The sequence below is a fragment of the Lysinibacillus macroides genome, from assembly GCF_001281525.1.
Taxonomy (GTDB): Bacteria; Bacillota; Bacilli; order Bacillales_A; family Planococcaceae; genus Lysinibacillus; species Lysinibacillus macroides.
The window spans coordinates 1,502,274-1,526,254 of record NZ_LGCI01000005.1 but is presented as its reverse complement, the minus strand read 5'-3'; the positions used below and the strand labels follow the sequence as shown (position 1 = coordinate 1,526,254).

The window sequence follows — 23,981 nt, the reverse complement described above, 5'->3', positions numbered from 1 at the left end:
GGTGAAATAAATGAAAAATCCTCTACAGCTTAACCCTAAAGATATGGTCAATACTTATCTACTGTTTTTCGTGATGCACAGTGCTCAAATTGGGGTGGGTGTACAGGGATTTCAACGTATTGTGTTCCAGGATGCAAAACATGATGCATGGATTTCAGTTCTATTAGCGGGTATTGCCACACATATTGTGACCTTTTTTATGATTAAAACATTAGAAATATATGGCGCTAATGACCTTTATGGCATTCAACAAGATATCTTTGGAAAATTAATTGGTAATGTTTTGAATATCCTTTATATTTTCTATTGCTTTATGTCGTTTTTCTCCATTTTACGTAATTATATTGAGGTTATTCAGGCATGGATTTTTCCTAGTATTAGTGCATGGTTTTTAGCGATAACCTTATTAATCATTATTATCTATGCCTTTACAGGTGGATTACGTGTGATTGTAGGTGTCTCCTTTTTTAGTGTTGTATTGTCTTTATGGATTATTCCCATGCTTGCTTTTCCATTGAAATTTTCATCTATAAACAGCCTACTCCCTGTGTTAGAAACAGATTTTCGCTCTATTTTAAAAGGGGCAAAATCCATGACCTTTACCATTATTGGCTTTGAGATATTAATGGTTATTTATCCTTTTCTAAACGATAAAAAGCATGTTCAGAAATATGCTCATTTAAGTTTGCTCGCTACAACGGCTATCTATGTAGCTGTGATGGCCGTTTCGATTACCTATTATAGCAATGAGGAAATCGTAAAAACTGTATGGGCCACATTAACATTATTTAGCTTTATTAGCTTCCCTTTTATCGAACGCTTTGAATTTATGGCAGTGTGCTTTTGGATGCTCATTATTTTGCCGAATCTTTGTCTTTATTTATGGGCTGCTTATCGTGGTGCGATTCGTTTAGTCAATATTGGTCATACAAAATTTGTTTGGCTCTTCGCCTTCTTTATTTTCCTTGGCACATTATTTGTGCAAACACGTATACAAATCAATGCGATTAACAATCAATTTGCAAACATAGCGTTTTATGCCATCTTTGTCTATCCGATTGTGTTATGGATCATAGCTGCATTGAAAAAGAAAATCACCACAAAAAAGGAGCAAAAAAATGAACAAGCTTAAATATTTTTATAGTCCTTTGCTTGCGTTGGTGCTTTTATATGGATGTGTAGAGACTAACATTCTCGATAAAGTAGGGCTAACAACCTTAGTTGGCTATGACGTAGGCACAGAAAAAAAGATAGCTGCGACGGTGGTGATTCGGGAGGTCAACCCAGAATTTCAAAGTAATGTAGAGGTGCTGACAACAGAAAATGATACAAGTAAAGGCAATCGAATAGAAGCCAATCATCAGCTATCGAAAAAAGTTGTTGTTGGTCAAATGAGGGTTGTTTTATTTGGTGAAGAATTGGCAAAAGAAGGACTTCGTTACTTTATTGATACGAATCTGGAAAATGCCAGTGTGAGCAATGGTATATATATGGCTGTCGTAGAGGATAGAGTCGCACCCTTATTGGAATATGAATACGAAAATATTGAGGATATTGGTCAGCATATCTTTCGCCTTATTGAACAAAACATTGAGCAGGAATATATGATTTCAAGCACATTGCATGAAGTGGCACGCGATTATTATTCCGTTGGTAAAGATGTAGCCATGCCTATTATTAAAAGAGATAAGGAACTTGTGAAATTGAGCGGTGTAGCCTTATTTAAAGATGGCAAAATGGTAAGTAGACTCCCGGCCACAGATAGTTTTTATGTAAAAATTGTAAGAGATACATTTAAAGCTGGATTATACGAAACGATATTGCACCATGAAGACCTTCCTTCCGCCTTACAAAAAATAACAACGGATGACATGACAGTAGCCTTCGATGCGATCCATTCCAAAAGAAAAGTAACATTGGTGAATGCTGCAAATCCAGAATTTGATCTAAACGTTAAAATCAAAGCAAGAATTTTAGAAACCTATCCCGATATTAATCAGGGAGATCCCAAAAGTGTAGCTGCACTGGAAAAAGCCATTCAAAACAAATTAGCTAAAGAATTAGAGAAGGTGATTGCCCAAAGCCAGAAGGTGGAGTCAGATATTTTTGGCTTTGGTGAGATATATAGAGGTTCTGTAAGACACGCGCAACTTACAAAAGAAAAATGGCATGAAATGTATAAAGATATGAAAGTCAATATTCATGTTGATTTTGTTGTTTTGAGAAATGGTGTATTTGAATAAAGTGTATCTTTGTTTTTACAGGCTGCTTGATCCTCAATTAACTATTTATTAATACGGAATAAATGGCTATTCAGTGATGCCCTGTCATCACTGCTAAAAAGTGATGAAAAAATTGTTCATAATGAAGGTCAAAGGCAATACGGTGCACTTTCGCACCATTTTTTTCATTTTCATAATGCCTTGTTTCAGCAATGCTTTGCCCTCGCGCAGGCCCTTCCAGCTTATCAACAACCATTACAGGATAGGATTCGAAGATAAACATTTCAGGATGAATCGTCGCTATAAGTGTTGCGGCATCATGCACAGGGCTACCTAGTAAGGATGGATCACGCTCTCGATAAAAGTTTGTATAGTAGTCCATTAAAGGCTTGAAAATTTTTGCTTTGCCAAAAGAATCAATATAATTCACCATACCGGGTGTGACAATCGCCTTTTGCGTCGCATTCAATGGAATAATTGTTACATTATTGGCATATGTCAGAACAATATTGACTGCAAAAGGGTCACCATGAAAATTCGCCTCTGCAACGGTTGTAACATTGCCAGGAACCCAAAAAGCACCACCCATAATATAATATTCCTTGATATGTTTCATTAAATCATTGTACAGAATAAACATAATTGCCAGTGAGGTTAAACGACCAATATTGACAATTACTAGCTCATCTTGATAGCGCTTAATAATGTTAACGATTTCAAGAAAGTTTTCAATTTGTATATCATGATCATTGGTTGGGATAATAGGTCCAAGTCCACGCTCGCCATGGATTTCTGGATAAAAAATAGGCTGCTCTCCTGTTAAGGGCACCTCTGCCCCTAAAATAACGGGAATCTCTTGTGGAAAATCAAAGAGCTTCATCACATAATAAATATTGGCTACAGCATCATCCCTCGATACATTGCCGTAATCTGCCACTAACCCTACAATTTCAATCTCTTGATTCAGCCATGCATAGATTAAGGCTACTGTATCGTCAATACCAATATCTCCAAATAACAGCACCTTTTTTCCCAATAATATCCTCTCCTTTCCCTTATAGTACGGTGAAAGCTTGTAAGATGATACTCTATATAAAGAAAAAAACTCATTTGCCAATTGTGATGGCAAATGAGCATTGTTGTTAGCGATGCTGCTCAAGGCAGTGATAAATCGCCATCATCTGTTGTTTATTTAACTCTCGAATACGACTAAAAATAGGAATATTGGCGGCATCCTCTGTATATAAGCTCTCTGCGATGACATCACGAACAGTACCTGTTAGCCATATCTGAACATTGATGCCTTCAATGCTTTCCTTTAGCCCTTCCTCATTGATACCACTTGCGCCACAGCTAACACAAGGAATGGATAATTTCTGAACCCCATCATGCAAGCCGTCCTCTGCGATAACCTTTTTCCCTTTACAGAATGGACATGGATGACTTGCTTTTACTTTATTTATTTGTGTAACGATTTTTTTATAGCCAAATGCTTCATAGACATATGTGAGCTTTTTATATTTGCCATTTGTGAAATATTGGTCGATTATAGCCTCTCTTGTTTCGTAAATAGTAGCAAAATCACAGATTGTCACAAGATTTCTATGGCTAACCGTTTCGATATTGTCTTTGATTGTATCCCAGAACGGTAAAGCATTTTGCAGCACAATTTCATAGCCTACAAAGCTTGCTAGTTCCAATTCGAGCATTTTTAAGGATACTTGTGTGGCTCGTGGCAGCAGGGACACATCTTGTAGCAAGGACATCTCCCCACCGACAATTGCCTTTAGCCTATCAAGCACGGGTAGTTTGCCAACGATATTGATCACCTTATCAATTGGGAGATGAATGATTTCACGAATATCTGTATGGCCAAACAGCAATTTTCTTTGATGGTTAAGCACAGTGCCATGACAGATTGGACAAGGTAGCTTCTCTTTTGAATCTTTAATTTGCTGTTTAATAGCTGATTTGGAGATGACAATATAACGTCCGATAATGAAATTAAAGCCTTCCCATTTCTTCGATGATTTTGTGGCTTTATCATAAAACGGCTTGTCCCAATAGCCATATAAAAATGTATGCTTTTCATCCTCTGTCATATCATTGTAGCTTTTCGTTAAATCTTGACCAAGCTCACGTTTCATTTCCTCAAATAAAAAGGCTAATTTTGCATGCTGATAGTATTGTAGCACTTCCATAATATCAGGATGTAATAAGCCATCCCAAAAGGGTACGTCTTTATTTTGTATAACAATATCCATATCGAATTTTTCAATTTCTAGGCGACCTGAACAGCTCGGACAATGATTTTCTTGACGGAAAAAGTCAAAGCTTCGTGTATCTTTATTTGTTGGATGTGCAGCAACAATATGATTAATTAGCCCGCCCATTTCATATAGGAAGCTATACTGGCTATATAAATGTCTTTCAAGATCAATCGCCACAACAGGCGCAATTTTATTCGATTCATACTCCCCATAAATGAGGCGTGCCATAGATGATAGACTCTTTAAAATGCCGCCCTTATAAATATTTTCAGCCTGTTTAAAGTAGCTGATAGGGTCATCTTCTTGGTAGGCAATACCGTTTTTCACTGCCAATGTTGAGGTAATTTGCAATGGTGTAGCATGCTCTTTGTTATTTGATGGTTGGAAATAGTCATGATGACTGACAACATGGAGATGCTGAACTGGCTCCTGCTGTCTTTTACCAAAGTCAACAATAAAATCAGAGCTTTCCAGCATATAGGCATTATGCTCAATCATCAGTATGGAAATGGCTTCATCTTGTAAAATAGTACGGATGCTATCAATAAATTGATTTAAAATATTTTGCGATAATCCTTTTGAAGGCTCATCAAAAATAAACAGTGTATGTGGATGCTTCGTATTGGCAAATAGCTCTGATACTAAGTGCACACATTGGAATTCCCCTGTTGATAGAGATTGTGTTTTTCGTTCGAGCGTTAAATAGCCCAGCCCAAGCTTAATTAATAGACTTAAACGCTTATGAGCTATATCTGCTGCTGGTAGCTCATCAATAATATCCTCAATGGAGCGCTGGAAAATATCCTCAATATCCTCGCTATATTTTGTCAGCTTCTTTTTAATATCTAAAAATGTGGCAACGGTGGAGCGGCTTGTAATCGACTGGTTGCGGTCTTGTCCAACCATCACGAGCTTATCCTGTGGGTAGCGCTTGCTAAAATCCTTTGCCATACATTCATTGACAAGTGTTGATTTTCCACAGCCAGATTCACCCGTAAAGGTTACAAGACGATTTTGCGGAATTTCGATATGATCAATTTCAATATTACGGCAATATAAATCGTGAAATTGATAATAGGCTGTAGGGGCTGCCTCATTGCGCTTACAATAAATGGGCTGAGGTCTTGGTGATTGTTCAACAATTTTTCCACCGTATTTCCCACTGCCTGGCCCAAAGAATACAGGCTGATCAGCCGTATCAAGCACCGTATCGGAATGATCAATCAACCAAATTTGATTTTTTGTGCTTAATTGTTGAATTTGTTGTAAAATCTTTAGCAATGTATCGTGGTCAAGACCAACAGAAATTTCATCCACAATAATGACCGTATCTTCACTTGTTGCCATAAACTCTGCTAGGTAAAGTCTTGTTAATTCTCCACCTGATAATGTTCCCATAATGCGATTTAATGTTAGGTAACCAATATTCATTTCCATAATATTGCGCAAAATATGCTGTTTCTCTTCGCTAATTTTTAATTCCTCTGCTAATGCATAGATGGTTTCAACACTTAACTCATGAATAGCTGAAATGTTATAGGGCTGACCTTGTAATGTTATAATATGCTGCTCTACCTCAGGATTGTAGCGCTTCCCTTCGCACTTTTTACACTGTATATTTTTCGTTGTGCCACGTCCCTTACAGGCAGGACACCAGCCAAGTACATTGTTAAAGGAAAAAACCTCTGGCGATAGCTGAAATTCCTCTGCCATGTGCAGACGTATTTCTTTAAAAACACCTGTATGTGTGCCAATTGTTGAACGTGGATTAGTGGAAATAGATGATTTCCCTAAAAACAGCACTAAGGGCATATCCTCCATTTGAATGGCACTAAAATTGGTTTCCATAATAGCTGGAAATAAATATTGATATTCAGCCTTTGGCAATAACGATACAAGGCGTTTCTTTGATTCTTCTCCAATTGTTTGACAAAATGTTGTTTTCCCTGAGCCAGATAACCCAGCAATACCGAGTGATTGATTCTCGGGTAATGTCACATTTAGGCGATAAATATTGTTGGCAATTAGTTGGTTAATTTTCATGGTATGGTCCTTTCTCTGTCAATAAAAATGGAAAGAACACAATTCTATGTAAGGAATTGCGTTCTTTTTCACTATGCTAATACCTTTTGAAGCTGTTCACCCATTGTTATCCAGGAATATTTAGCCCCTTCAATTGCTCCTTGACGTGCTTTTGTCTCTTCACTAAAGCCAGATTGGTCGAGGCGTAGCTGGGTAGTACCATCCTCATTTTGTGTGAGTGTCCATGTAACGGTTGTTGTTTCACCAGCACTTGCCCAAGTGTACGATATTTTATGAGGCTCATCAATTTCCAGCACCTCACATTGGACAATGCCGTCCCACCATTCATTTGGCTCTGCACGGAATTGGAACTTGTGACCTACAACTGGCTGAAAATCATTGCTCCATATCCATTTTGCGAGCATATCCGAATCTGTTAAGGCATGCCAGACTTGTTTGATCGAACTTGTAAATTGATAATCAACTGATACATCTGGTTTCATTAGTTTTCCTCCAATAAACGTTGTAATTGACCCATTCGTTGCTTCCAAAAGCTTTCATAAAATGCGACCCAATCCTGAACCTCTTGTAATGGAGCAGCATGTAAACGATATTTCGTTTCCCTGCCATCCTTTCTTGCAAGCACAAGACCAGCATCCTTTAAAATAGTTAAATGTTTGGATACAGCAGTGCGCCCCATGTGAAAATGAGCGGTTAATTCATGAAGTGGTAATTCCTCTGCCTCTGCTAATAAACGCAATAATTGACGTCTTGTTGGGTCAGCAATGGCTACATAAACATCACGCTCTTGATTATTATGGCTCACAACCACCACCCTTTCTAATTGGACACTAAAAGGTGTCCTAATTATATGACACCATTTAGTGTCTAGTCAACATCTCCTTTATTTTTTCCATAAAAAAACGTTATGAAGAAGTCTTTCCCTTTTCCATAACGTTTTAATACGTAATTAATTGATAACCTTTAGGCTAATTCCAGCGGTAAAAAAACATATTCACCATCTTTGTGAATAGGGCATTGACGAACAGTGATAGGCTGTTGAAAAAGTGGTCCATCCAGCACGGTTGTATGAAATTCCCCTCCTTCTCCGCAAGGGTCAATCCCACGTGCTTCAAGCTCCTTTATATACTCATGGGTAAGCACACGCCCTAAATCTTCTTCTGTCATACCAAGTGATAAATTAACGGTCACCACCATGGTAACAAAGCCTAAATCAATAAACTCCTGCACAGCATCACGATGATCCATTTCCCATAATGGCATAGCTAACTGTAAACCAGCCAGCTTTGTGACCTTATCATGCCAGCAATTGTGAATAGGCATATCTAAATCCCCTGTCACTAATACCTCTGCTCCTTGCTGCTTGGCCTCTGCTAAAAGTTGGATAAATACATGCTCATAATCCGCCCAGCTCGCAGCAGCCGTATAAACAGGCAGCCCAATCGCCTGTGCTTGTGCCAGTATTAGTGCAGGAGGCATACCATGCGATCGGGAACGTTTGCCTTCCTCCTCCAGCATTACAATCAAGCCTAGTGCATGCCCGACTTTTCTTGCTTTGTATAATGCTAGCACGCTGTCCTTGCCCCCACTAAAGGAGGCAATAAATCGCTGACCTTGTGCATTGTTTTTCCAATTGACAGATTGTGACATGATGATCATCTCCTTTTGCTATCGTAAACGCTGCTTGTTTCCTGCTTGAGAAATTGGGTAATCCTTGGATAATCGCTTAAAGCAATATTGTTTTTTTGCCTAAAGATGGACTCCACTGAAAATCATTTTCTAATTTGTTTTTGTTGACGGTCTAGCTTTATCAAATAGACGATAAAACCTTCAACGAATGGGCGTGTTTGCCGAAGAATATTTAAGTAAATTTATTTGAGTTATTGTTTATTGCTAGCTATTTTTTTTACTGGCATCCAAATTTCGCTATATACATTTTCCGAAGTACTATTGTACTCTGTAAAAGAAATTCCAGGTATATCCACTACTTCATAGCCTGACGAAGGCAACCATTCAGAATAAATTTTAGCGGTAGTTTCTTGAAGCGTAACAGGAAATGGTCCTTTGTTAGGGAAAATTGCCCATAAACTTTCTGCAATGGAAAGTTGCTCTAAATCATCAAATGTATTTTCTTTTGTTGTGGCAAAACCAATCATATGCGTTAAGTATCCTTTTTCTTCTAAGAAACCATCATCAAAATCATAAGATACATTCAAGACCTGATGAGGATATAAATCAGCCAATTGATGCATTTCATTTCTTTGTTGTTCAGTAATTGATTGGGCTAGTTCTAAGATAGCATTATTTTCACCTTCGAATTGAATTGGTACTCTTTTCGATACACCGACTATATTAAATTTCTCTTTCCTCTCAATTTTGAATTCCATTGATATTCCTCCTCTTATATCGATAAAGAATGAAAATTTGGGAAATGATTTTTGAATTTTGTTTTTAGCTACTTCTGAAGGTAAAAAGCCACTCCATTCACGAAAGGCTCTTGAAAAACCTTCTATAGATTGATAGCCATATTTATAGGCAATATCTGTCACTTTTGCTCCGTTAATTAATTCAGCATTTGCAACGGATAATCTTCTATTTTTGATATACTCATTCAAGGACATTCCAGCCATATATGAAAACATCCTTTTAAAATGATAATCTGATAGCCCTACAATTTTTGCTATATCTTTTCCAGAGATTTCTTCCGTCAAATGGATTTCAATGTAGTTCATTAAATTATTGAATTCTTGTAACATTCATTTCCCTCCTTTACAAATACATATTATCGGCAAAATTTATTTTTCACTCGATATTTTATAGACGGATTATATCGGAATTCGCTTTTATAGGCACTTTAACAGCAGGTCATAGCATTTCTATATTCGTCACCTACGATGTTAAATAGCGATGAAGATTTATCATCAGCAACCTCATTCCTAGCCATTCAGCCATTATAATAATGACCCATTACCATTTGCACAATTTTTACGAACAAGCCGATTTCTAAAAAAGAAATCGGCTTAGGTTCATTAATAGGCTTGGGCAAACCAAACTGTATGCTTGGCTTTATAGCCACAGCCAATACAGGTTGGTTTTGTTATTGGTGGATTGAATGGAATATTACGAGAGGTATATTTCGTTTCTTCTTTTACTTGTTCCTCACAGGCATTCTCGCCACACCATCCAGCAAGCACCCAGCCTGGAATTGTGCTATTCTCTTTGGCTGCTTTAATATGCTGCTGAAGCTGTGCTAGGGATTCAATATGTGTATAAGCATTGGCCTCGCGGAATTGACGTGCTTTTTCTAGTAAGCGCGTTTGCATTGTTGTTAACTCTTGCTCAATGGCTGTAACAATATTGGCTAGCTCAATGGCTTGTTTATCCGCCTCATCACGTGCCTTTAGTTGTGCCTGGTTATTGTCGAGATCACGAGGCCCTAATTCTACACGCAATGGCACACCTTTGAGCTCCCACTCATTAAATTTAAAGCCTGGTGATTGGTCTGAATCATCGAGACATACACGAATACCCTTCGCCTTAAGCGCCCCAAAAATCTCATCCAGTTGCTCTATAATTTGAGGATTCTTTTTCCACGGCCCGACAGGAATTAATACAACCTGTGTTGGTGCAATACGTGGTGGTAGGACAAGCCCTTGCTCATCACCATGCACCATAATGACAGAGCCAATTAAGCGAGTGGAAGTTCCCCAAGAGGTTGTGTGTACATAGTCATGCTTATTTGCTTTTGTTAAATACTTGATATTAAAGGCTTCTGCAAATTTAGTGCCTAAATAATGCGAGGTACCGGCTTGCACAGCCTTGCCATTTTTCATCATGGCCTCAATGGAATACGTATCAACAGCACCTGCGAAACGCTCAGAAGGTGTTTTTTGTCCATCATAGACAGGAATGGCTAATACTTGCTCCACAACCTCTTTATAAATTTCCAGCATTTGCATTGTTTCTTGGCGCGCATCCTCTTCGTCTACATGAGCGGTATGCCCCTCCTGCCATAGAAATTCAGATGTTCGAATAAATGGCAGTGTTTTCTTTTCCCAGCGGAAGACATTTGCCCATTGATTAATAAGAACAGGTAGGTCACGATAGCTTTTGATCCAATTCGAGTAAAGATGGCCAATCATTGTTTCAGAGGTTGGACGAAGTGCTAGGCGTTCCTCTAATGGTTCACCTGCTGCCTCTGTCACCCAAGGAAGCTCTGGCGAGAACCCTTCGATATGATCCTTTTCCTTTTGAAAGAAGGATTCAGGAATAAGCATTGGGAAATAGGCATTACGATGTCCTGTTTCTTTAAAGCGACGATCCATTTCCTCCTGAATATGCTCCCAAATTTCATAGCCATCTGGCTTAAAGGCAATACAGCCACGAACAGGTGTATAGTCCATTAAATCTGCCTTTTGAATGGTTTCGATATACCATTTTGAAAAATCCTCTAGTTGCTTTGACATATGCATTCCTCCATTTCTATAAAATAAAAAAGCACAAAGCTGCCCTCGTTATAAGGACGTCTTTGTGCTGGATCGACGTGGTACCACCTTGATTTAGCTTTAAATCAAAACTTAAAACCCTCTCACGTTTGATAACGAAAACGACTCGGTTATGTTTGCATAACATCTCCGTGGTAGGTGTTCAGTGAAGAAGCGGTGATATAGCTTTCAGCAACTGCTATATTTTCTGTTTCACAATTCTTCCTTACTTGGCCACATCATCAATTATATTTGATCTAACTGTAGCAAAACAGCTCTCTAATAGCAATTAAAAACTGGATTGTTTAATTAAATTAGTAAAATCCTCTACAGACAAAGGTTTACTGAAATAATAGCCTTGTACATATTCACAGCCATGCTCTCGTAAAACCTTTAATTCTGCCTCCTCCTCAACCCCTTCAGCTACAACTTGTAGATTTAAGGCATGGGCTAAGGAAATCATCGCTGAAATCATCGCGATACCTGATTTTTCAGGTACAATATCACGTACAAAAGCACGATCGATTTTCAGCACATCCACAGGGAATTTTTTTAAATAATTTAACGATGAATAGCCTGTGCCAAAATCATCTAATGAAATGGTAATACCTAGTGCTCGTAATTGCTTAATGGTATTAATTAATTCCTCTGTATAATCAAGCATACTCATCTCTGTAATTTCAATTTCTAATAAATGTGGATCAATGGCTGTTTCTGTAATTATTTTACGAACCATATCGACAAAGCCGTGTGTACTAATATGGATAGGCGAAATATTAACAGCGACGCGTAAGCTTAGGCTATACTCTTGATTCCAAAAACGAGCTTGCGCACATGCCTTGCGTAGCACCCATACCCCAATATCATTGATAAGCCCACATTCCTCTGCAAATGGAATAAAACGGTCTGGTGGAACATGTCCTAATTCTGGATCATACCAGCGTAGCAATGCTTCCATACCAACAATTGTATCTGTTTTTAAATCAATTTTAGGTTGGTAATGTAATGCTAAACTATCCTTTTTTAAGGCCTGATGTAATTTCGTTTCTAATAAAAGCCATTTATCGTTTGCTTCTTCCATATTATCACGATATAAACGATATTGATTGCCACGTTTCGTTTTTGCGGCATACATCGCAATATCTGCGTTCTTTAATAATTCTTCAATGGAGCTTGCATGATCAGGGAATACACTAATACCGATACTAATGCTTGCATAAAACTCATAGTTATCAATGATAAAGCTCTCATTAAAAGCATTAATAATTTCCTTTGCCATTTCATCAATGCGATCGACATCATTTAAAATCATCACAAATTCATCACTATTATGGCGATAGAATGAGTTGGATGTATAATCAATACTGTGTAAACGATTGGCCATTTCTACTAAAAACATATCACCAATAATATGACCAAGCCCATCGTTAATGTGTTTGAAACGATTCACATCAATGAAAAATAGCGCAAACTTCTCTCCTGTACGCCGAGATTGATGAAATTCATTTTCTAAACGCTGTTCTAATTTACGACGATTTGGTAGTCCTGTTAATTCATCATGATAGGCAATATGTGTAATTTTCTTTATATCCTTTTGTGCTGTAATATCCACACGTATCGCAATATATTGATATGGCTTCCCTTTTTCATCAAGGAAAGGGAAAATAGTTGTCTTTACCCAATAAAGGCTGCCGTCTTTTGCACGGTTACACACCTCACCATTCCACATCTTTCCATTACCAATTGTTTTCCACATCTCTCGAAAGAAAGATTTAGGATGAAAGCCTGAGTTTAGTAAACGGTGATCCTGCCCTACTAATTCTTCGCGTGAATATTTCGAAATTTTACAAAAATGATCATTCACAAATGTGATTTTTCCTTTGCGATCCGTAATAGCAACAATAATGGAACTATTCATAGCAGAAAAGATATCCTGTAATTCTTTTAAACTATAGTTGATTTGATTCATACTACTAGGCGTGATATTCATCATTTTCATTCTCCATTCATTAAAATATGAAGGGTTTGGTACTTTTGCTTTATCTTACAGCGAGGTATAAAGTTGTGGTATAGCGCCCCTTTTTTATGTAACTATATTATAGTCCTAGAAAAGCAGTTAATTCAACCCAAATATCAAAAACATTTAAGGTTACGTTTTATATATTTTAACAAAAAAACAAATAATAGGATTTCTAAATCTTTCTATATCTTTCTACATGAATTACTTTTTTACCATAATGGATAATTTGTTTTTTTAAATGACAGTAAAAAATACCTTACTGTCCTAGGTAAACAGCAAGGCATTTTACAGGCTAAGAGACCTCATATTCGATTGAACCTCCTGATGTTTTGGCATAATGATTATAAGCATCTAATTGCTCTTGCGATAAATTTAAAATGTAATAGTGAAAATTAATAGGTTCCAAACCATGCTTTTCACAAGCTTGTCGATAATATTCATAACCTTCTCGATAATCTGCCATATTTATAACTTCCTTTCAGCGGTACGAGTATACTAAAATTGCAGAAGCCCAGTCCATGTTATTTAGTATGGCTGGGCTGTTTATAAAATATTCACGTCGGCTTCCGTCATAATCACATCCCTTTAAATTCCTAATTGTTTTGCTTGCATATTATAAGCAGAAAGCTGCTGCTGTGATAGCTGTAATACATAATAGCGGAAAGAAATTGGTTCTAATCCATAGCGCTCACACATTTCACAATAAAATTCATAGCCTTCACGATACTTTGACATATAAATTCCTCCTCTAAAGAAACTGTTTTATAACAGTTGTTATTATTTTTATTTAATATATAACAGATTATTTTATCCGTCAAGTATTCTTTTTTAAAAAAAGGGAATTTGGCTTTTTGCGTGAAAGCCAAATTCCCTGCTGTTTAATTCAAATCAGCTTTTACTGCATCCAATTCAACAGGTATATTTGCATGTAGTGCATTGAAATTGACCCTTAGAACATAGGTATCTGTACTAAAATCATGCACTGTCCCAATATTAAATGTACTCCGAAAGCGTAAGTTATCTTTATCTATCGCTTTTGTGGTATGTTTGATCGGCTTCTTGTACACTTCTTCTTCAGATTCTTCAACAAGTTCGACATTGTTTCGAGCAAAGTTTTCAAACAGTATAAAATCTTTATGTTCACTATTGAAGTGGAAATCAATCGTCAATTTTTCGTCCTTTAATGTTATCTTTTCTACTGTTATACCTAGCTTTTGTCGAGCAGAGTCAATATGAATCGGCGTTGGTTGTTCTAATGTGATAAACCGATCCTTTTCATAGACAGCTACTTTTGGAGAGATTGTTAAATAGCTTGTTACTTCTGCTAGGGGCTGTGGTATGATCGTTCTTCCTTTAACGGTTATAGAATGCTGATCCTTAGACGTTTCTAAATCAATACCATCTGCTAATAATGGGAGTTGTCTTCCTTTATCATCAAAAATTTCTAATCTTACTTGATCATGCTTTCCTTCACGGGGAAAGGTAGCTGTATAATTAATCGCAGTGGATGCCTGTCCTTGTATAATGGCATCAAACAACACGCTTACACCTGTATCTATAGCACTGCTTTTTTGCTGAAGCTGAATGGTTTTATACGGTAATTGCTGAATCGGCACATCAAACTTCCAAGCACCCTCTTTTGTGCCTATACGCTTAAATTCAAGTGGAAAAGTTGTGTTAGGCGGTAGCTCCGTTTTTGGATAATATAATCGAATATGACCTACATAGCCATCCTCAGTAGGATCTAAATAGACCAGTTCTTTACTATCTGCTATCTCTTCCTTCCCATCAAATAGTTCATAAAAGCCCTTCAATCTGCCATCAGCTTCTGTTTGAGCATCACCAGTGATATAAAAAGTAACGCCCATCACTGCGCCATCATAATAGGCACTTTTAATGCTAATATCAATGCCCTGATTGCTGGCTGTTTCATTTAATTCGGTAATTAATTGTTGTGAGGCTAAATTTCTGCCGACTAAATCATTCATATTTTCATATACCTTGCCGATAAAAGGTACTTCAGCCATGACGTATGATAAAGATGGAGAGATAAAGCTCGCTGTAATAAAAAGTGCTGCTGTTGCTGCTAGTAGATAAGGTTTTAAACGTTTTTTTACACTTTTTGTAGCCGTTGCTCGATTAATACCAGTCTGTATAGCCTGTAAAACCTCCTCCTGCGGTACTTCAATCTTTTCATATTCTACTTGAAACGGTTTCTTCTCCATTGTAACCATCCCCCCTTAGTAGTTTTTTTAACTGTCCCTTGCCACGATAAAGGTATGTTTTCACTGTATTTTCAGGAATATTCATTATTTTGGCTACCTCACTAATCGGCAAATCATGAAAATAAAATAGAATAATAGCATCCCGATAAGAGGCTTTTAATTGATGGATCACCTCTACTAAATCTAAATGTGTATCTCTTTTTTCTAATTTTTCAGATGAAAGCTCCATTATTTTTTCAATGGGCATTTCTTGTTTCTTCTTTTTTATGACATCAAAAGCACAATGCATTAAAATTTTTGTGAGCCATGTTAAGAAAAATTCCTCATTTCTTAACTGACCTATTGCTAAAAGCCCTTTATAAGCGGCTTCTTGTACAATATCTAATGCATCTTCACGATTTCCTACATATAAAAAGGCAGTGCGATACAATTGATTGCTATGTAGAACGAGAAGTTTTTCAAACGCTTCTTTGTTGCCCTTTATCGCCTTTTTTACTAGTTTTCTTTCGTTCATGCTCCAACCTCCTCTCGTTCATTAGAGACGGTACTCAGCCAAAAAGTTTCAATTTTTTTATTAGGGAAAAATTTTAGGGTCATTGGCTAAAAATCAAGCCGATGACCCTATTTCTTCTTATTTTTTGTGAGCAGTATTAAATGGATTGTTGTCGAGTACCTGTTGCAGCTGTTCGTCCTCGATATGGGTGTAAATTTGGGTGGTTGCGACACTGGAATGCCCTAAAATATGTTGCAGGCTACGAATATCAGCGCCTGCCTTATACATCATTGTGGCGGAGGTATGGCGCAGCTTATGTGGTGTTAAGCGCTCCTTTTGTAACCCTGATTGCTGATTAATGCGTTTTACAATTCTTGCAACGGTTTGGCGCGTAAGTCGTGTGCCCTTTTGTGAGACAAAAAGCGGCTCCTCGCCCTCCCCCTTATAGGTTGTTTTACCGCTGTTTTCATAATCTTCCAGAGCCTGTATACAGCTATCATTTAAATAAACGGTGCGCTCCTTATTGCCCTTTCCAACGACTGTTAAATAACGCCCTTGAATGGAAGACTTATTCAGCTGGCAAAGCTCTGTGACACGGATTCCTAGATTTAAGAAAAACATCATGATGCAGTAATTGCGTGGAGAAGCCTGTAGACCATCCATAAATTGTGTTGCCTCCTGCATATTTAGATAGATTGGTCTTTTGCGTCCAATTTTTGGTGTTTCTAATTCATCTGCTGGATTTTCCTCGATTAGCCGACGCTTCCCCTTTATGTATTTAAAGAAGGATTTTAAGGTGGCAACTTTGCGTGCCCTTGTCGCAGCCGAATTGCCACGCTGTACCTCACAATATTCCATAAATAAATAGAGGTCCTCTAATGTAATCTCACGAATATCATCAATGGAAATACTAGCAATATCAATGGCTGCTAAGTGATCAGCAGCTACATCCTCCTGCACAGCCTTGTAGAAGCGGAAAAATAATAGTAAATCATATTCATATTCTTTTCTTGTGCGCTGTGATTTGCCTTTAATGGTTGTTAAATAAATAAGAAAGTCCTTTATGATTTTTGGTAGTTTTGTTTTTTGCATAAAATCACCTCTGGTTGCTTTCTATTTTATCATAAAAAACGTTCCCAAATTGTATTTAGAGTAGATCATTTAATTTTACCTAGGCTATGAAAGGAAATGGATATTTCAATGTAAGAGATATAATTAGAGTTAACTAGTGACCAAATTGATTATTTACATCATTTAGAAAAAGAACATACTATAAAGATACGATATTTAACATTAATTGATTTAGAGCGAGCTTTATATCAATACCCTGAGCTTCAACATGTTTTAGTAAATGGGAAAATCTTAAGACAACAGGAGTGAAAAGTATGTACAAATTGAGTTATGATTCAACTACAGCAGAAATAGAACTTTATAATGGTTTAGAAATTATAAAAAAGTATGAAATGACAAGTGAACTATAAGCTAGCTGTTTTGTTTTATTTAAGCCGCATGCTTTTATTAATAGATATGTTTATTCCTGAAGTGCTTAAACAGGGAGACCTGAAAAAGTTTATAATAGATAGAATATAGAAAAAGCTTATGGAGGGGTTACTATGGAATTGAAGATATGTCCACAGTGTAATAATAAGGATATTCGTAAGGGAATTATTCGAGCTGCTCATGCTCCACTTCATATGTTTCCTGAAGAATCATTTAAAACAAACGCACCACTTAATTCTCACCAAAGAAAGAATTCTAAAATAAGTTCATACTATTGCCAAGATTGTGGTTATATTTTAGGGATGTTTGTAGATGAACCTCATAATCTTAGCTAAAATGAAAAGCTTCATTTTGATTAATCCTTTTTCAAAATGGAGCTTTTGTATTTTCTTTACTATAAAAAACGTTCCCAAATATAAATTTGGGAACGTTTTTTATAATCCATGGTAAAGAATATAGAATAGATGTAAAGGATAGACTGCCATACAAAAAATTATGTTCATCAACATGAATGGGTAAAAAATGATCAGAAATTTAGCTATCAAAGCATGTGGAACAGTGTCACATACTTTTTTGTATTTTGATTTTAATAAAAATGCCCTTTTTGGACACAAAGAACAAATGTTCTGTATAAAAATAAAAAAATCCTCTGTCAGTAAAGAGGACTTTTGCAATAGCAGGTATAAAATTCATTGGTTATGAATATTAACATGTAGTAGAGACTTTTTGCGCTGTGAAACGATTTGAAAAAGCAGAAGATGGATAACTACCTATGTCGATTCTTCTCATAACGAATGTTACATTATTTTACAAATATAGCGTATGTACCATCTGCTTGCTTTGTGAGTGACCAATTGCTGGAGAGCATTTGCTGAAGCTTGTCGATTGTTTCACTATTACATGTTAAATGCTGGATACCGGTTTCTTCTAGTTCGTAATCCTTGCCTGCCTCTAATTGAAAGCGTAGTTGTAATAAACGTTGGATGCCTGGCAATGTTACATATTTGATTTGATAATGGCCATGTAAGGCAGCTAAGAATTTTTGTTCCCCTTCCTGATAGAGTGCCATTGTTTCTTGAAATTCATAGTTTGGCACTTGTTGCTGCCAAGCTGATATATCCCCTGCTCGTAAAGCTTGTAAAATTTCCTCATCTGCTAACTGTAGTTTGGATAGCTTATCTATTTCATAGGCTTGCATTAAGTTAATCAGTGTCATAACTATTAGCTCCTTTTATCTATTTATTCACAGTGTAACATGTTTTCACCACTACTTAAATTCGGAGGCGATGCTATTATGATCAATTTCTATGACTCCAGCTTATTCTTTGATGAAATGTTTGAAGGTACTCAGCCCAAGCCGCATTATCGTTCATTTTATCGCAAGCTAGCCATGTTTTCTCAGGAGCAGCTTGAAGAAAAATATCGCCAGGCACAGACAAGTTTTCTTACACAAGGAATTACCTTTACAGTATACGGTGCGCAGGATGGAACAGAGCGCACAATGCCCTTTGATTGTGTGCCCATTATTATTCCACATGTACAATGGGCAACCATTGAGGCTGGTGTAAAACAGCGTGTCAAGGCTTTAAATTTATTTTTACAGGATATTTACGGGGCTCAAGCAATTATTCGAGATGGACATATTCCAAGACAGCTTGTTGAAAATAATCCTTATTATGCGCTAACAATGAAAGGGCTGAAGGTTCCAATTGCTAATCATATCTTTTTAGCGGGGATTGATTTAATTCGCGATGAGCATGGTAATTATCATGTATTAGAGGATAATTTACGTAACCCTTCTGGTATTTCCTATGTTTTTCAAAATCGTCATGTCATGAAAGAGGTATATCCTGAATTTTTCTCCAAGCATACGATACGCTCCCTCGATAAGCACATCGTTTATATGCAAAAAGCATTGCTAGCCCATCGCTCCCCCTCTATGCCAGCAGAGCGAGAGCCAAAAGCTGTGTTACTAACAGCAGGTATGTATAACTCAGCTTATTATGATCACGTGTTTTTAGCCCAACACTTAAATATTCAGCTCGTTGAGGGGCGCGATTTAGTAGTGAAAGATTTAAAAGTTTATATGAAAACAATTTATGGCTTGCAGCAAATCGATATTATTTATCGCCGGATTGATGATGATTTTTTAGACCCTATTGTATTTCGAGAGGATTCCTTATTGGGCGTTCCCTCTTTAATGGCAGCGTATCAAGCAGGAAATGTGGCCATTTTAAATGCTGTGGGTAATGGTGTGGCGGATGATAAGGCGATGTATGCCTATGTACCTGAGATGATTCGTTACTATTTGCAGGAGGAGCCTATTTTACCGAATGTAAAAACCTATCATTTAGGAGATGAGCGTCAGCGTGCATGGGTGCTGGAGCATTTACAGGAGCTCGTTATTAAAAATGTCGGTGCCTCTGGGGGCTATGATATGCTGATTGGCCCACATGCAAGCGAGGAAGAAATTGCTCTATTTAAACAAAAAATAGTAGCACAGCCCCTGCAATATATTGCACAGCCAACGATCAAGCTATCACGAGCACCTGCGTTTCAGCAAGGACGCTTTTATCCTTGCCATGTTGATTTACGTGTGTATGTGATAAAAAGTGATGACTGCTATGTATTACCTGGTGGTTTATCGCGCGTGGCATTACAGGAAGGATCATTGATTGTCAATTCATCGCAAGGTGGCGGCGCTAAGGATACTTGGATACTAAAGGAGGATGTGCAGCATGCTAAGTCGAGTAGCGGACGCACTATACTGGATGGCACGGTATAGTGAACGTACACAAACAAATGCACATATATTACAGGTACAGCTGTTGAATATGCTGGAGCAATCGGGAAAAGAGCATGATTATCTTGATCATTGGGAGGCTATCTTAAATATTTGTGCTTCTAAACAGGAATATTTATCGAATTACACAGCTCTACGTGTTAATCCATTAATTGATTATCTGCTATTTTCAACAAAAAATGGAAATGCACTTCATACGACATTGCGTGCTGTGCGGGAAAATGCACGTGTAACACGAGATAGTATGCCAGCAGAGCTATGGGAAATACAAAATGCTTTTTATTTAACAAAGCAGCAGGCCTTATTGACAAGAAAGCGCCCCATTCCACTTATTGAGCTTCAAGCCTTTTTACAGGATATACGAAAAACTTTATTAAAAGCAACTGGACTAATTGAAGGCACGATGGATCGCGATCTCCCCTTTTATTTTATGCAGATTGGCAAATGGCTTGAACGAGCAGAAAAAATCATTCGAATGATCGTTACTATTTTAGCGCAACATAAAGAATCAGCTATATCTCTTGCGGAGGAGGATGGCACCTTTTTATTGGATCTTGCCGCAGCGAGGGAATCATTCCTGCGTAAATATCGTCAAACGAACTTAGTAGCGGTTATGCGCTATTTAGTACAGGATGAGCATTTTCCATGTTCAGTCATGTTTTGTCTTCAAAAAATTGAAGAAGCTATCATAGCCATTGAGCAAGATACTTCATCTGTAAGATTTTTAACGCTGCATGCAATGATAAAGCGCTTTGCTTCTACAATGAACTTGATTAATTTTGAACAACTGGATATTCATGAAGCTATTATCATTATGGAGGAACGATTGGGGCAATGCATTGCCTTTGGTGATGCATTTTCAACAATCTATCATTTATATGAACCCAACCTACAACCTTGAAGGGAATCCACCACAGCTCCCTGTCAACAAGCAAGTCAGTAAGCAAAAGGAAGCGGACACGATGAAATTTGAAATTCAGCATACAAATATTTTTCAATATGAGTCTGAAGTCGATCAAAGCTTAAATACCATTCGTTTAAAGCCGCGCAGTGATGAGCGTCAGCGATTATTATCCTATCGAATTGCGATTACGCCTTCCTCCCTTACCCGTGAGCATACGGATATTTGGGGCAATACAGTTGGTTCTTTTTATATTCCAGAGCAGCATCAAACATTAGAGATTGATACATCCTCTATTGTTAGTATTCAGCGTGCACCATTTATTCAGCGTATCCAATATTCACCTGAAATGCAGATTATCTTTCACTCACAGCTATTTTATGAGCATTATTTACCTTATTTAAAGCAAACTCATTTTACATTTATGTCAGAGCGGCAATTAGAGGAGGTTTATCATGCGATCGGTCATGCTGAAAATCCTGTGCTGTTTTCGTTGAATTTAATGCAATATTTATATGCTAGCTTTGATTATGATCCAGCCGCAACAGATGTCACAACAACTGCTAGCGAAGCATTTGCATTAAAGCGAGGCGTTTGTCAGGATTTTACGCATGTCATGCTGGCTGTACTGCGCGCAAAAGGGATTCCAGCACGCTATGTTAGTGGTTATTTATATGTGGATGAAAATTCAGGGCTTATCGGTGATATTGCGACACATGCCTGGGTGGAAGTCATGATACCTGGTATTGGCTGGATTGGTCTTGACCCGACAAATAACGTGGAAGTATTAGAAAACCATATTATTTTATGCATTGGCCGTGATTATAGTGATATAAGCCCCGTAGAAGGTGTTTATACAGGTGGTAAGCATGATTTAACGGTAAAGGTAAGCGTTAAAGCATTAAATCATTTATAACAAAAATGTGCAGCAATGGCGAAAATGCAGTTGCTGCACATTTTTATTCAAAACGTTGCTGTCTTTCAGTTAGCACCCATTTACGCACATAGCCCATCTCCTGCTGAATATGCTCCAATGTTTTTTCCTGCTGAAATGCCCTCTGCATAACGGTATAGCGCAAATCTGTTGCCCTGACATTTTTCCCGATTTCCTGAGAGATGGTTTGAAAAATGCGCTCCACGGTTTTGGTCGTAATCGGCTTTGTCTGACTTGCCTCGCTAACCCACACCCATTCCCCCACCTCTTGCTGGTGTAACGTCTTTGTTTCCTTTTGATAATGTGCCAGCATATCCATTAATAACGCAGATAGCTTGATGGCCCGCCGTCCATTTCGATTGGCAATATAGAGGGATGATTCGTCATAGTTAAAATGTGTCCATTTCATGCGCACAAGCTCTGCCGGCTTACATCCCGTTTCCATTAGCATCTGGACAATACAGCCATTGCGCCGTGCCAGCCACGCATGTTCTGCTGTTTTAGCATATTGAAAATAGGTTGGCCAAACATTAGAAATTTGCATAATCTGTTTATTTGTTAGTAATTGAAGTGCCTCTTTTTGCCGTTTTTTCGGCTGTAAAATATGCTGATAATCAAAAGGCTCCAACCATTCACGTAAAAAAATAAAGTCTATAAAGCCTCTAAGCGTCGCGATTTTATGATTAAATGTATTGATATTGCTGTATGTTTCCTTGAGATAGTTACAATAGAGGACTAATAAATCTTTGAAGTGCTGATCTACATATAAGTAGTTTTTCTCATAAGCAAATGTTAAAAATTGCTGCCCATCCATGTTGTACTGCTTTTTTGTGGCAGCGCTTTTTTTCAATGATTGCAGCAATAATAAATAGCTATTCCATGCTTCCTTTAATGTGACCATAGAATCTCTCCTTGCTTATTATGCGTAAATTATTTATAGTTTACTATATTTTTGGTGCGTATGTTCTATTTATTTAATTAAATAGTAATGTCGGATAATCTGTTTTTAACTATTTCTTTATTAGGATGCCCTCACAGCAATAAGAAACTTATGTTCCTATAGCAATTTCTTATATTTGCGACATGCTTTCACTCAGAAATGCCGCTTCCTTGTAGAATTCAGATAATTTCGCGTTTTTTATTGTTTGTGTTATATAATAAGTAAATGAACGAAACCTATAGGAGGCTTTGCCGATATGCAAGTAAGGACAACTCGACTGGAAGCAGAAGATGCAAAAATTATTTATCAAGAAACCGCTGGACTAGCGATTATTACCATTCACCGCCCGCAGGCAAAAAACGCATTAACCGCAAATATGTGGGATGAATTAGCAAAGATCGCTCAGCAAGTATTAGAAAATCCTAAAAATAAAGTATTAATTTTACGCGGCTCAGGTGAAAACTTCACAGCAGGCTCCGATATTAAAGAATTTAATGCCATTTCTCTCGACAAAGCAGAGGAGGCGTTTCTTCATATGGAAAAAACCATTTCTACGATTGAGCGTCTTCCCCTGCCAACGATTGGCGTGATTAATGGACCTGCGATGGGCGCAGGCCTAGAGCTCGCTTTAGCATGTGATATTCGCATTGGCTCTGATAAAGCCAAGCTCGGTATTCCCGTTGGCAAATTAGGCATTACATTAAATAATCAATTTGCCAAGCGCTTAGTGCAGCTAGTTGGTCCCGCTACCACAAAGGATTTAGTCTTTACAGGACGCATGTTTAAAGCTGAGGAAGCCTTTAAGCTAGGATTGCTTAACTACTTAGTGGCAGAAAAAGACTTAAATAAATATATGATTCGCATGGGCAAGCTGGTTGCGGGCATGTCGCCAGAATCGTTGCTAGCTGTGAAACAATCTGTGCAGGAATGCCTCGATAGTGCACCCGTGTTATGGCAAGAATCTACTCCTTTTGTTGGCAGTGATTTTGCTGAGGGCTGCCGTGCCTTTGTTGAAAAGCGTCAACCCCAATTTACGCGTCAGCCAAAATAATTGAAAAGCTTCGATATGAGGCGTAGAATAATGGCAATATAAATTGGGATAAAGAATTCGAGCTATTATGATCACATGACTAACCATGTGAAGGA

The 23,981-nt window shown here is 37.6% G+C and carries 22 protein-coding genes and 1 other annotated feature; of the genes, 7 read left to right on the top strand and 15 right to left on the bottom strand.

Going from position 1 to position 23,981, the window contains the following annotated elements:
* Positions 1-10: 10 nt before the first annotated feature.
* Together ADM90_RS10300 and ADM90_RS10295 are read left to right on the top strand one after the other, a co-directional pair.
* The gene (locus ADM90_RS10300) at positions 11-1,132 is read left to right on the top strand and encodes a GerAB/ArcD/ProY family transporter (protein ID WP_053994863.1); all 1,122 of its coding nucleotides are present in this window, start codon (positions 11-13) and stop codon (positions 1,130-1,132) included.
* Complete coding sequence (locus ADM90_RS10295; RefSeq protein WP_053994862.1) at positions 1,119-2,243, top strand: Ger(x)C family spore germination protein; 1,125 nt, start codon at positions 1,119-1,121, stop codon at positions 2,241-2,243. The genes ADM90_RS10300 and ADM90_RS10295 overlap by 14 nt, the downstream gene beginning before the upstream one ends.
* A 70-nt stretch (positions 2,244-2,313) precedes the next feature.
* On the opposite strand, the gene ADM90_RS10290 is transcribed toward ADM90_RS10295, so the two are convergent.
* From ADM90_RS10290 to ADM90_RS10230, 13 genes are all read right to left on the bottom strand, one after another.
* On the bottom strand, positions 2,314-3,258 hold the full coding sequence (locus ADM90_RS10290) for a nucleoside hydrolase (protein WP_053994861.1): 945 nt from the start codon (positions 3,256-3,258) through the stop codon (positions 2,314-2,316).
* 106 nt (positions 3,259-3,364) lie between these two features.
* Positions 3,365-6,535 carry an ATP-binding cassette domain-containing protein gene (locus ADM90_RS10285; RefSeq protein WP_053994860.1) on the bottom strand — a complete coding sequence of 1,057 codons (3,171 nt, stop codon included), beginning with the start codon at positions 6,533-6,535 and terminating at the stop codon, positions 3,365-3,367.
* Between the two features lie 71 nt (positions 6,536-6,606).
* Positions 6,607-7,017 (bottom strand): SRPBCC family protein, encoded by a 411-nt coding sequence (locus tag ADM90_RS10280; RefSeq protein ID WP_053994859.1) that lies wholly within the window; start codon positions 7,015-7,017, stop codon positions 6,607-6,609.
* Positions 7,017-7,340, bottom strand: a complete 324-nt coding sequence (locus tag ADM90_RS10275; protein ID WP_053994858.1) for an ArsR/SmtB family transcription factor — start codon at positions 7,338-7,340, stop codon at positions 7,017-7,019. The genes ADM90_RS10280 and ADM90_RS10275 overlap by 1 nt, the downstream gene beginning before the upstream one ends.
* 158 nt (positions 7,341-7,498) lie before the next feature.
* A complete protein-coding gene (locus ADM90_RS10270) occupies positions 7,499-8,185 on the bottom strand; it encodes a Dph6-related ATP pyrophosphatase (RefSeq protein WP_053994857.1) in 687 nt (228 codons plus the stop codon).
* A gap of 230 nt (positions 8,186-8,415) precedes the next feature.
* Positions 8,416-9,291, bottom strand: coding sequence for an AraC family transcriptional regulator (locus tag ADM90_RS10265; RefSeq protein WP_053994856.1), 876 nt, complete (start codon positions 9,289-9,291; stop codon positions 8,416-8,418).
* Positions 9,292-9,564: 273 nt separating this feature from the next.
* A complete protein-coding gene (gene proS, locus ADM90_RS10260) occupies positions 9,565-11,001 on the bottom strand; it encodes a proline--tRNA ligase (RefSeq protein ID WP_053994855.1) in 1,437 nt (478 codons plus the stop codon).
* Positions 11,002-11,050: 49 nt separating this feature from the next.
* Positions 11,051-11,271: a binding site (T-box leader), on the bottom strand.
* A gap of 37 nt (positions 11,272-11,308) precedes the next feature.
* Complete coding sequence (locus ADM90_RS10255) at positions 11,309-13,012, bottom strand: sensor domain-containing protein (protein ID WP_053994854.1); 1,704 nt, start codon at positions 13,010-13,012, stop codon at positions 11,309-11,311.
* 319 nt (positions 13,013-13,331) lie between these two features.
* Entirely contained in the window at positions 13,332-13,502 is a 171-nt protein-coding gene (locus ADM90_RS10250; protein ID WP_053994853.1) for a hypothetical protein, read from the bottom strand.
* 122 nt (positions 13,503-13,624) lie between these two features.
* A complete protein-coding gene (locus ADM90_RS10245) occupies positions 13,625-13,774 on the bottom strand; it encodes a hypothetical protein (RefSeq protein ID WP_053994852.1) in 150 nt (49 codons plus the stop codon).
* A 143-nt stretch (positions 13,775-13,917) separates the two neighbouring features.
* A complete protein-coding gene (locus ADM90_RS10240) occupies positions 13,918-15,264 on the bottom strand; it encodes a DUF4179 domain-containing protein (protein WP_053994851.1) in 1,347 nt (448 codons plus the stop codon).
* Complete coding sequence (locus ADM90_RS10235) at positions 15,233-15,778, bottom strand: sigma-70 family RNA polymerase sigma factor (RefSeq protein ID WP_053994850.1); 546 nt, start codon at positions 15,776-15,778, stop codon at positions 15,233-15,235. The genes ADM90_RS10240 and ADM90_RS10235 overlap by 32 nt, the downstream gene beginning before the upstream one ends.
* A gap of 117 nt (positions 15,779-15,895) precedes the next feature.
* Positions 15,896-16,849, bottom strand: coding sequence for a tyrosine recombinase XerC (locus ADM90_RS10230; RefSeq protein WP_053994849.1), 954 nt, complete (start codon positions 16,847-16,849; stop codon positions 15,896-15,898).
* A 521-nt stretch (positions 16,850-17,370) separates the two neighbouring features.
* Here ADM90_RS10230 and ADM90_RS10225 point away from each other — a divergent pair.
* A complete protein-coding gene (locus ADM90_RS10225) occupies positions 17,371-17,592 on the top strand; it encodes a PF20097 family protein (RefSeq protein WP_053994848.1) in 222 nt (73 codons plus the stop codon).
* A gap of 467 nt (positions 17,593-18,059) precedes the next feature.
* On the opposite strand, the gene ADM90_RS10220 is transcribed toward ADM90_RS10225, so the two are convergent.
* The gene (locus tag ADM90_RS10220) at positions 18,060-18,473 is read right to left on the bottom strand and encodes a hypothetical protein (protein WP_053994847.1); all 414 of its coding nucleotides are present in this window, start codon (positions 18,471-18,473) and stop codon (positions 18,060-18,062) included.
* A 78-nt stretch (positions 18,474-18,551) separates the two neighbouring features.
* On the opposite strand from ADM90_RS10220, the gene ADM90_RS10215 reads away from it, so the two are divergent.
* From ADM90_RS10215 to ADM90_RS10205, 3 genes are all read left to right on the top strand, one after another.
* Positions 18,552-20,042 (top strand): circularly permuted type 2 ATP-grasp protein, encoded by a 1,491-nt coding sequence (locus ADM90_RS10215; RefSeq protein WP_053994846.1) that lies wholly within the window; start codon positions 18,552-18,554, stop codon positions 20,040-20,042.
* Entirely contained in the window at positions 19,996-20,961 is a 966-nt protein-coding gene (locus ADM90_RS10210; protein ID WP_083448506.1) for an alpha-E domain-containing protein, read from the top strand. Before ADM90_RS10215 ends, ADM90_RS10210 begins: the two co-directional genes overlap by 47 nt.
* A gap of 61 nt (positions 20,962-21,022) precedes the next feature.
* Positions 21,023-21,877: a transglutaminase family protein gene (locus ADM90_RS10205; protein WP_053994949.1), complete on the top strand. Its 855-nt coding sequence runs from the start codon at positions 21,023-21,025 to the stop codon at positions 21,875-21,877.
* Positions 21,878-21,920: 43 nt separating this feature from the next.
* Here the strand turns inward: ADM90_RS10205 and ADM90_RS10200 are convergent, their stop codons facing one another.
* Positions 21,921-22,796 (bottom strand): tyrosine-type recombinase/integrase, encoded by an 876-nt coding sequence (locus ADM90_RS10200; RefSeq protein ID WP_053994845.1) that lies wholly within the window; start codon positions 22,794-22,796, stop codon positions 21,921-21,923.
* A gap of 295 nt (positions 22,797-23,091) precedes the next feature.
* Between ADM90_RS10200 and ADM90_RS10195 the strand changes: the two genes are divergently transcribed.
* Positions 23,092-23,886, top strand: coding sequence for an enoyl-CoA hydratase/isomerase family protein (locus ADM90_RS10195; RefSeq protein ID WP_053994844.1), 795 nt, complete (start codon positions 23,092-23,094; stop codon positions 23,884-23,886).
* The last annotated feature ends 95 nt before the right edge of the window (positions 23,887-23,981 follow it).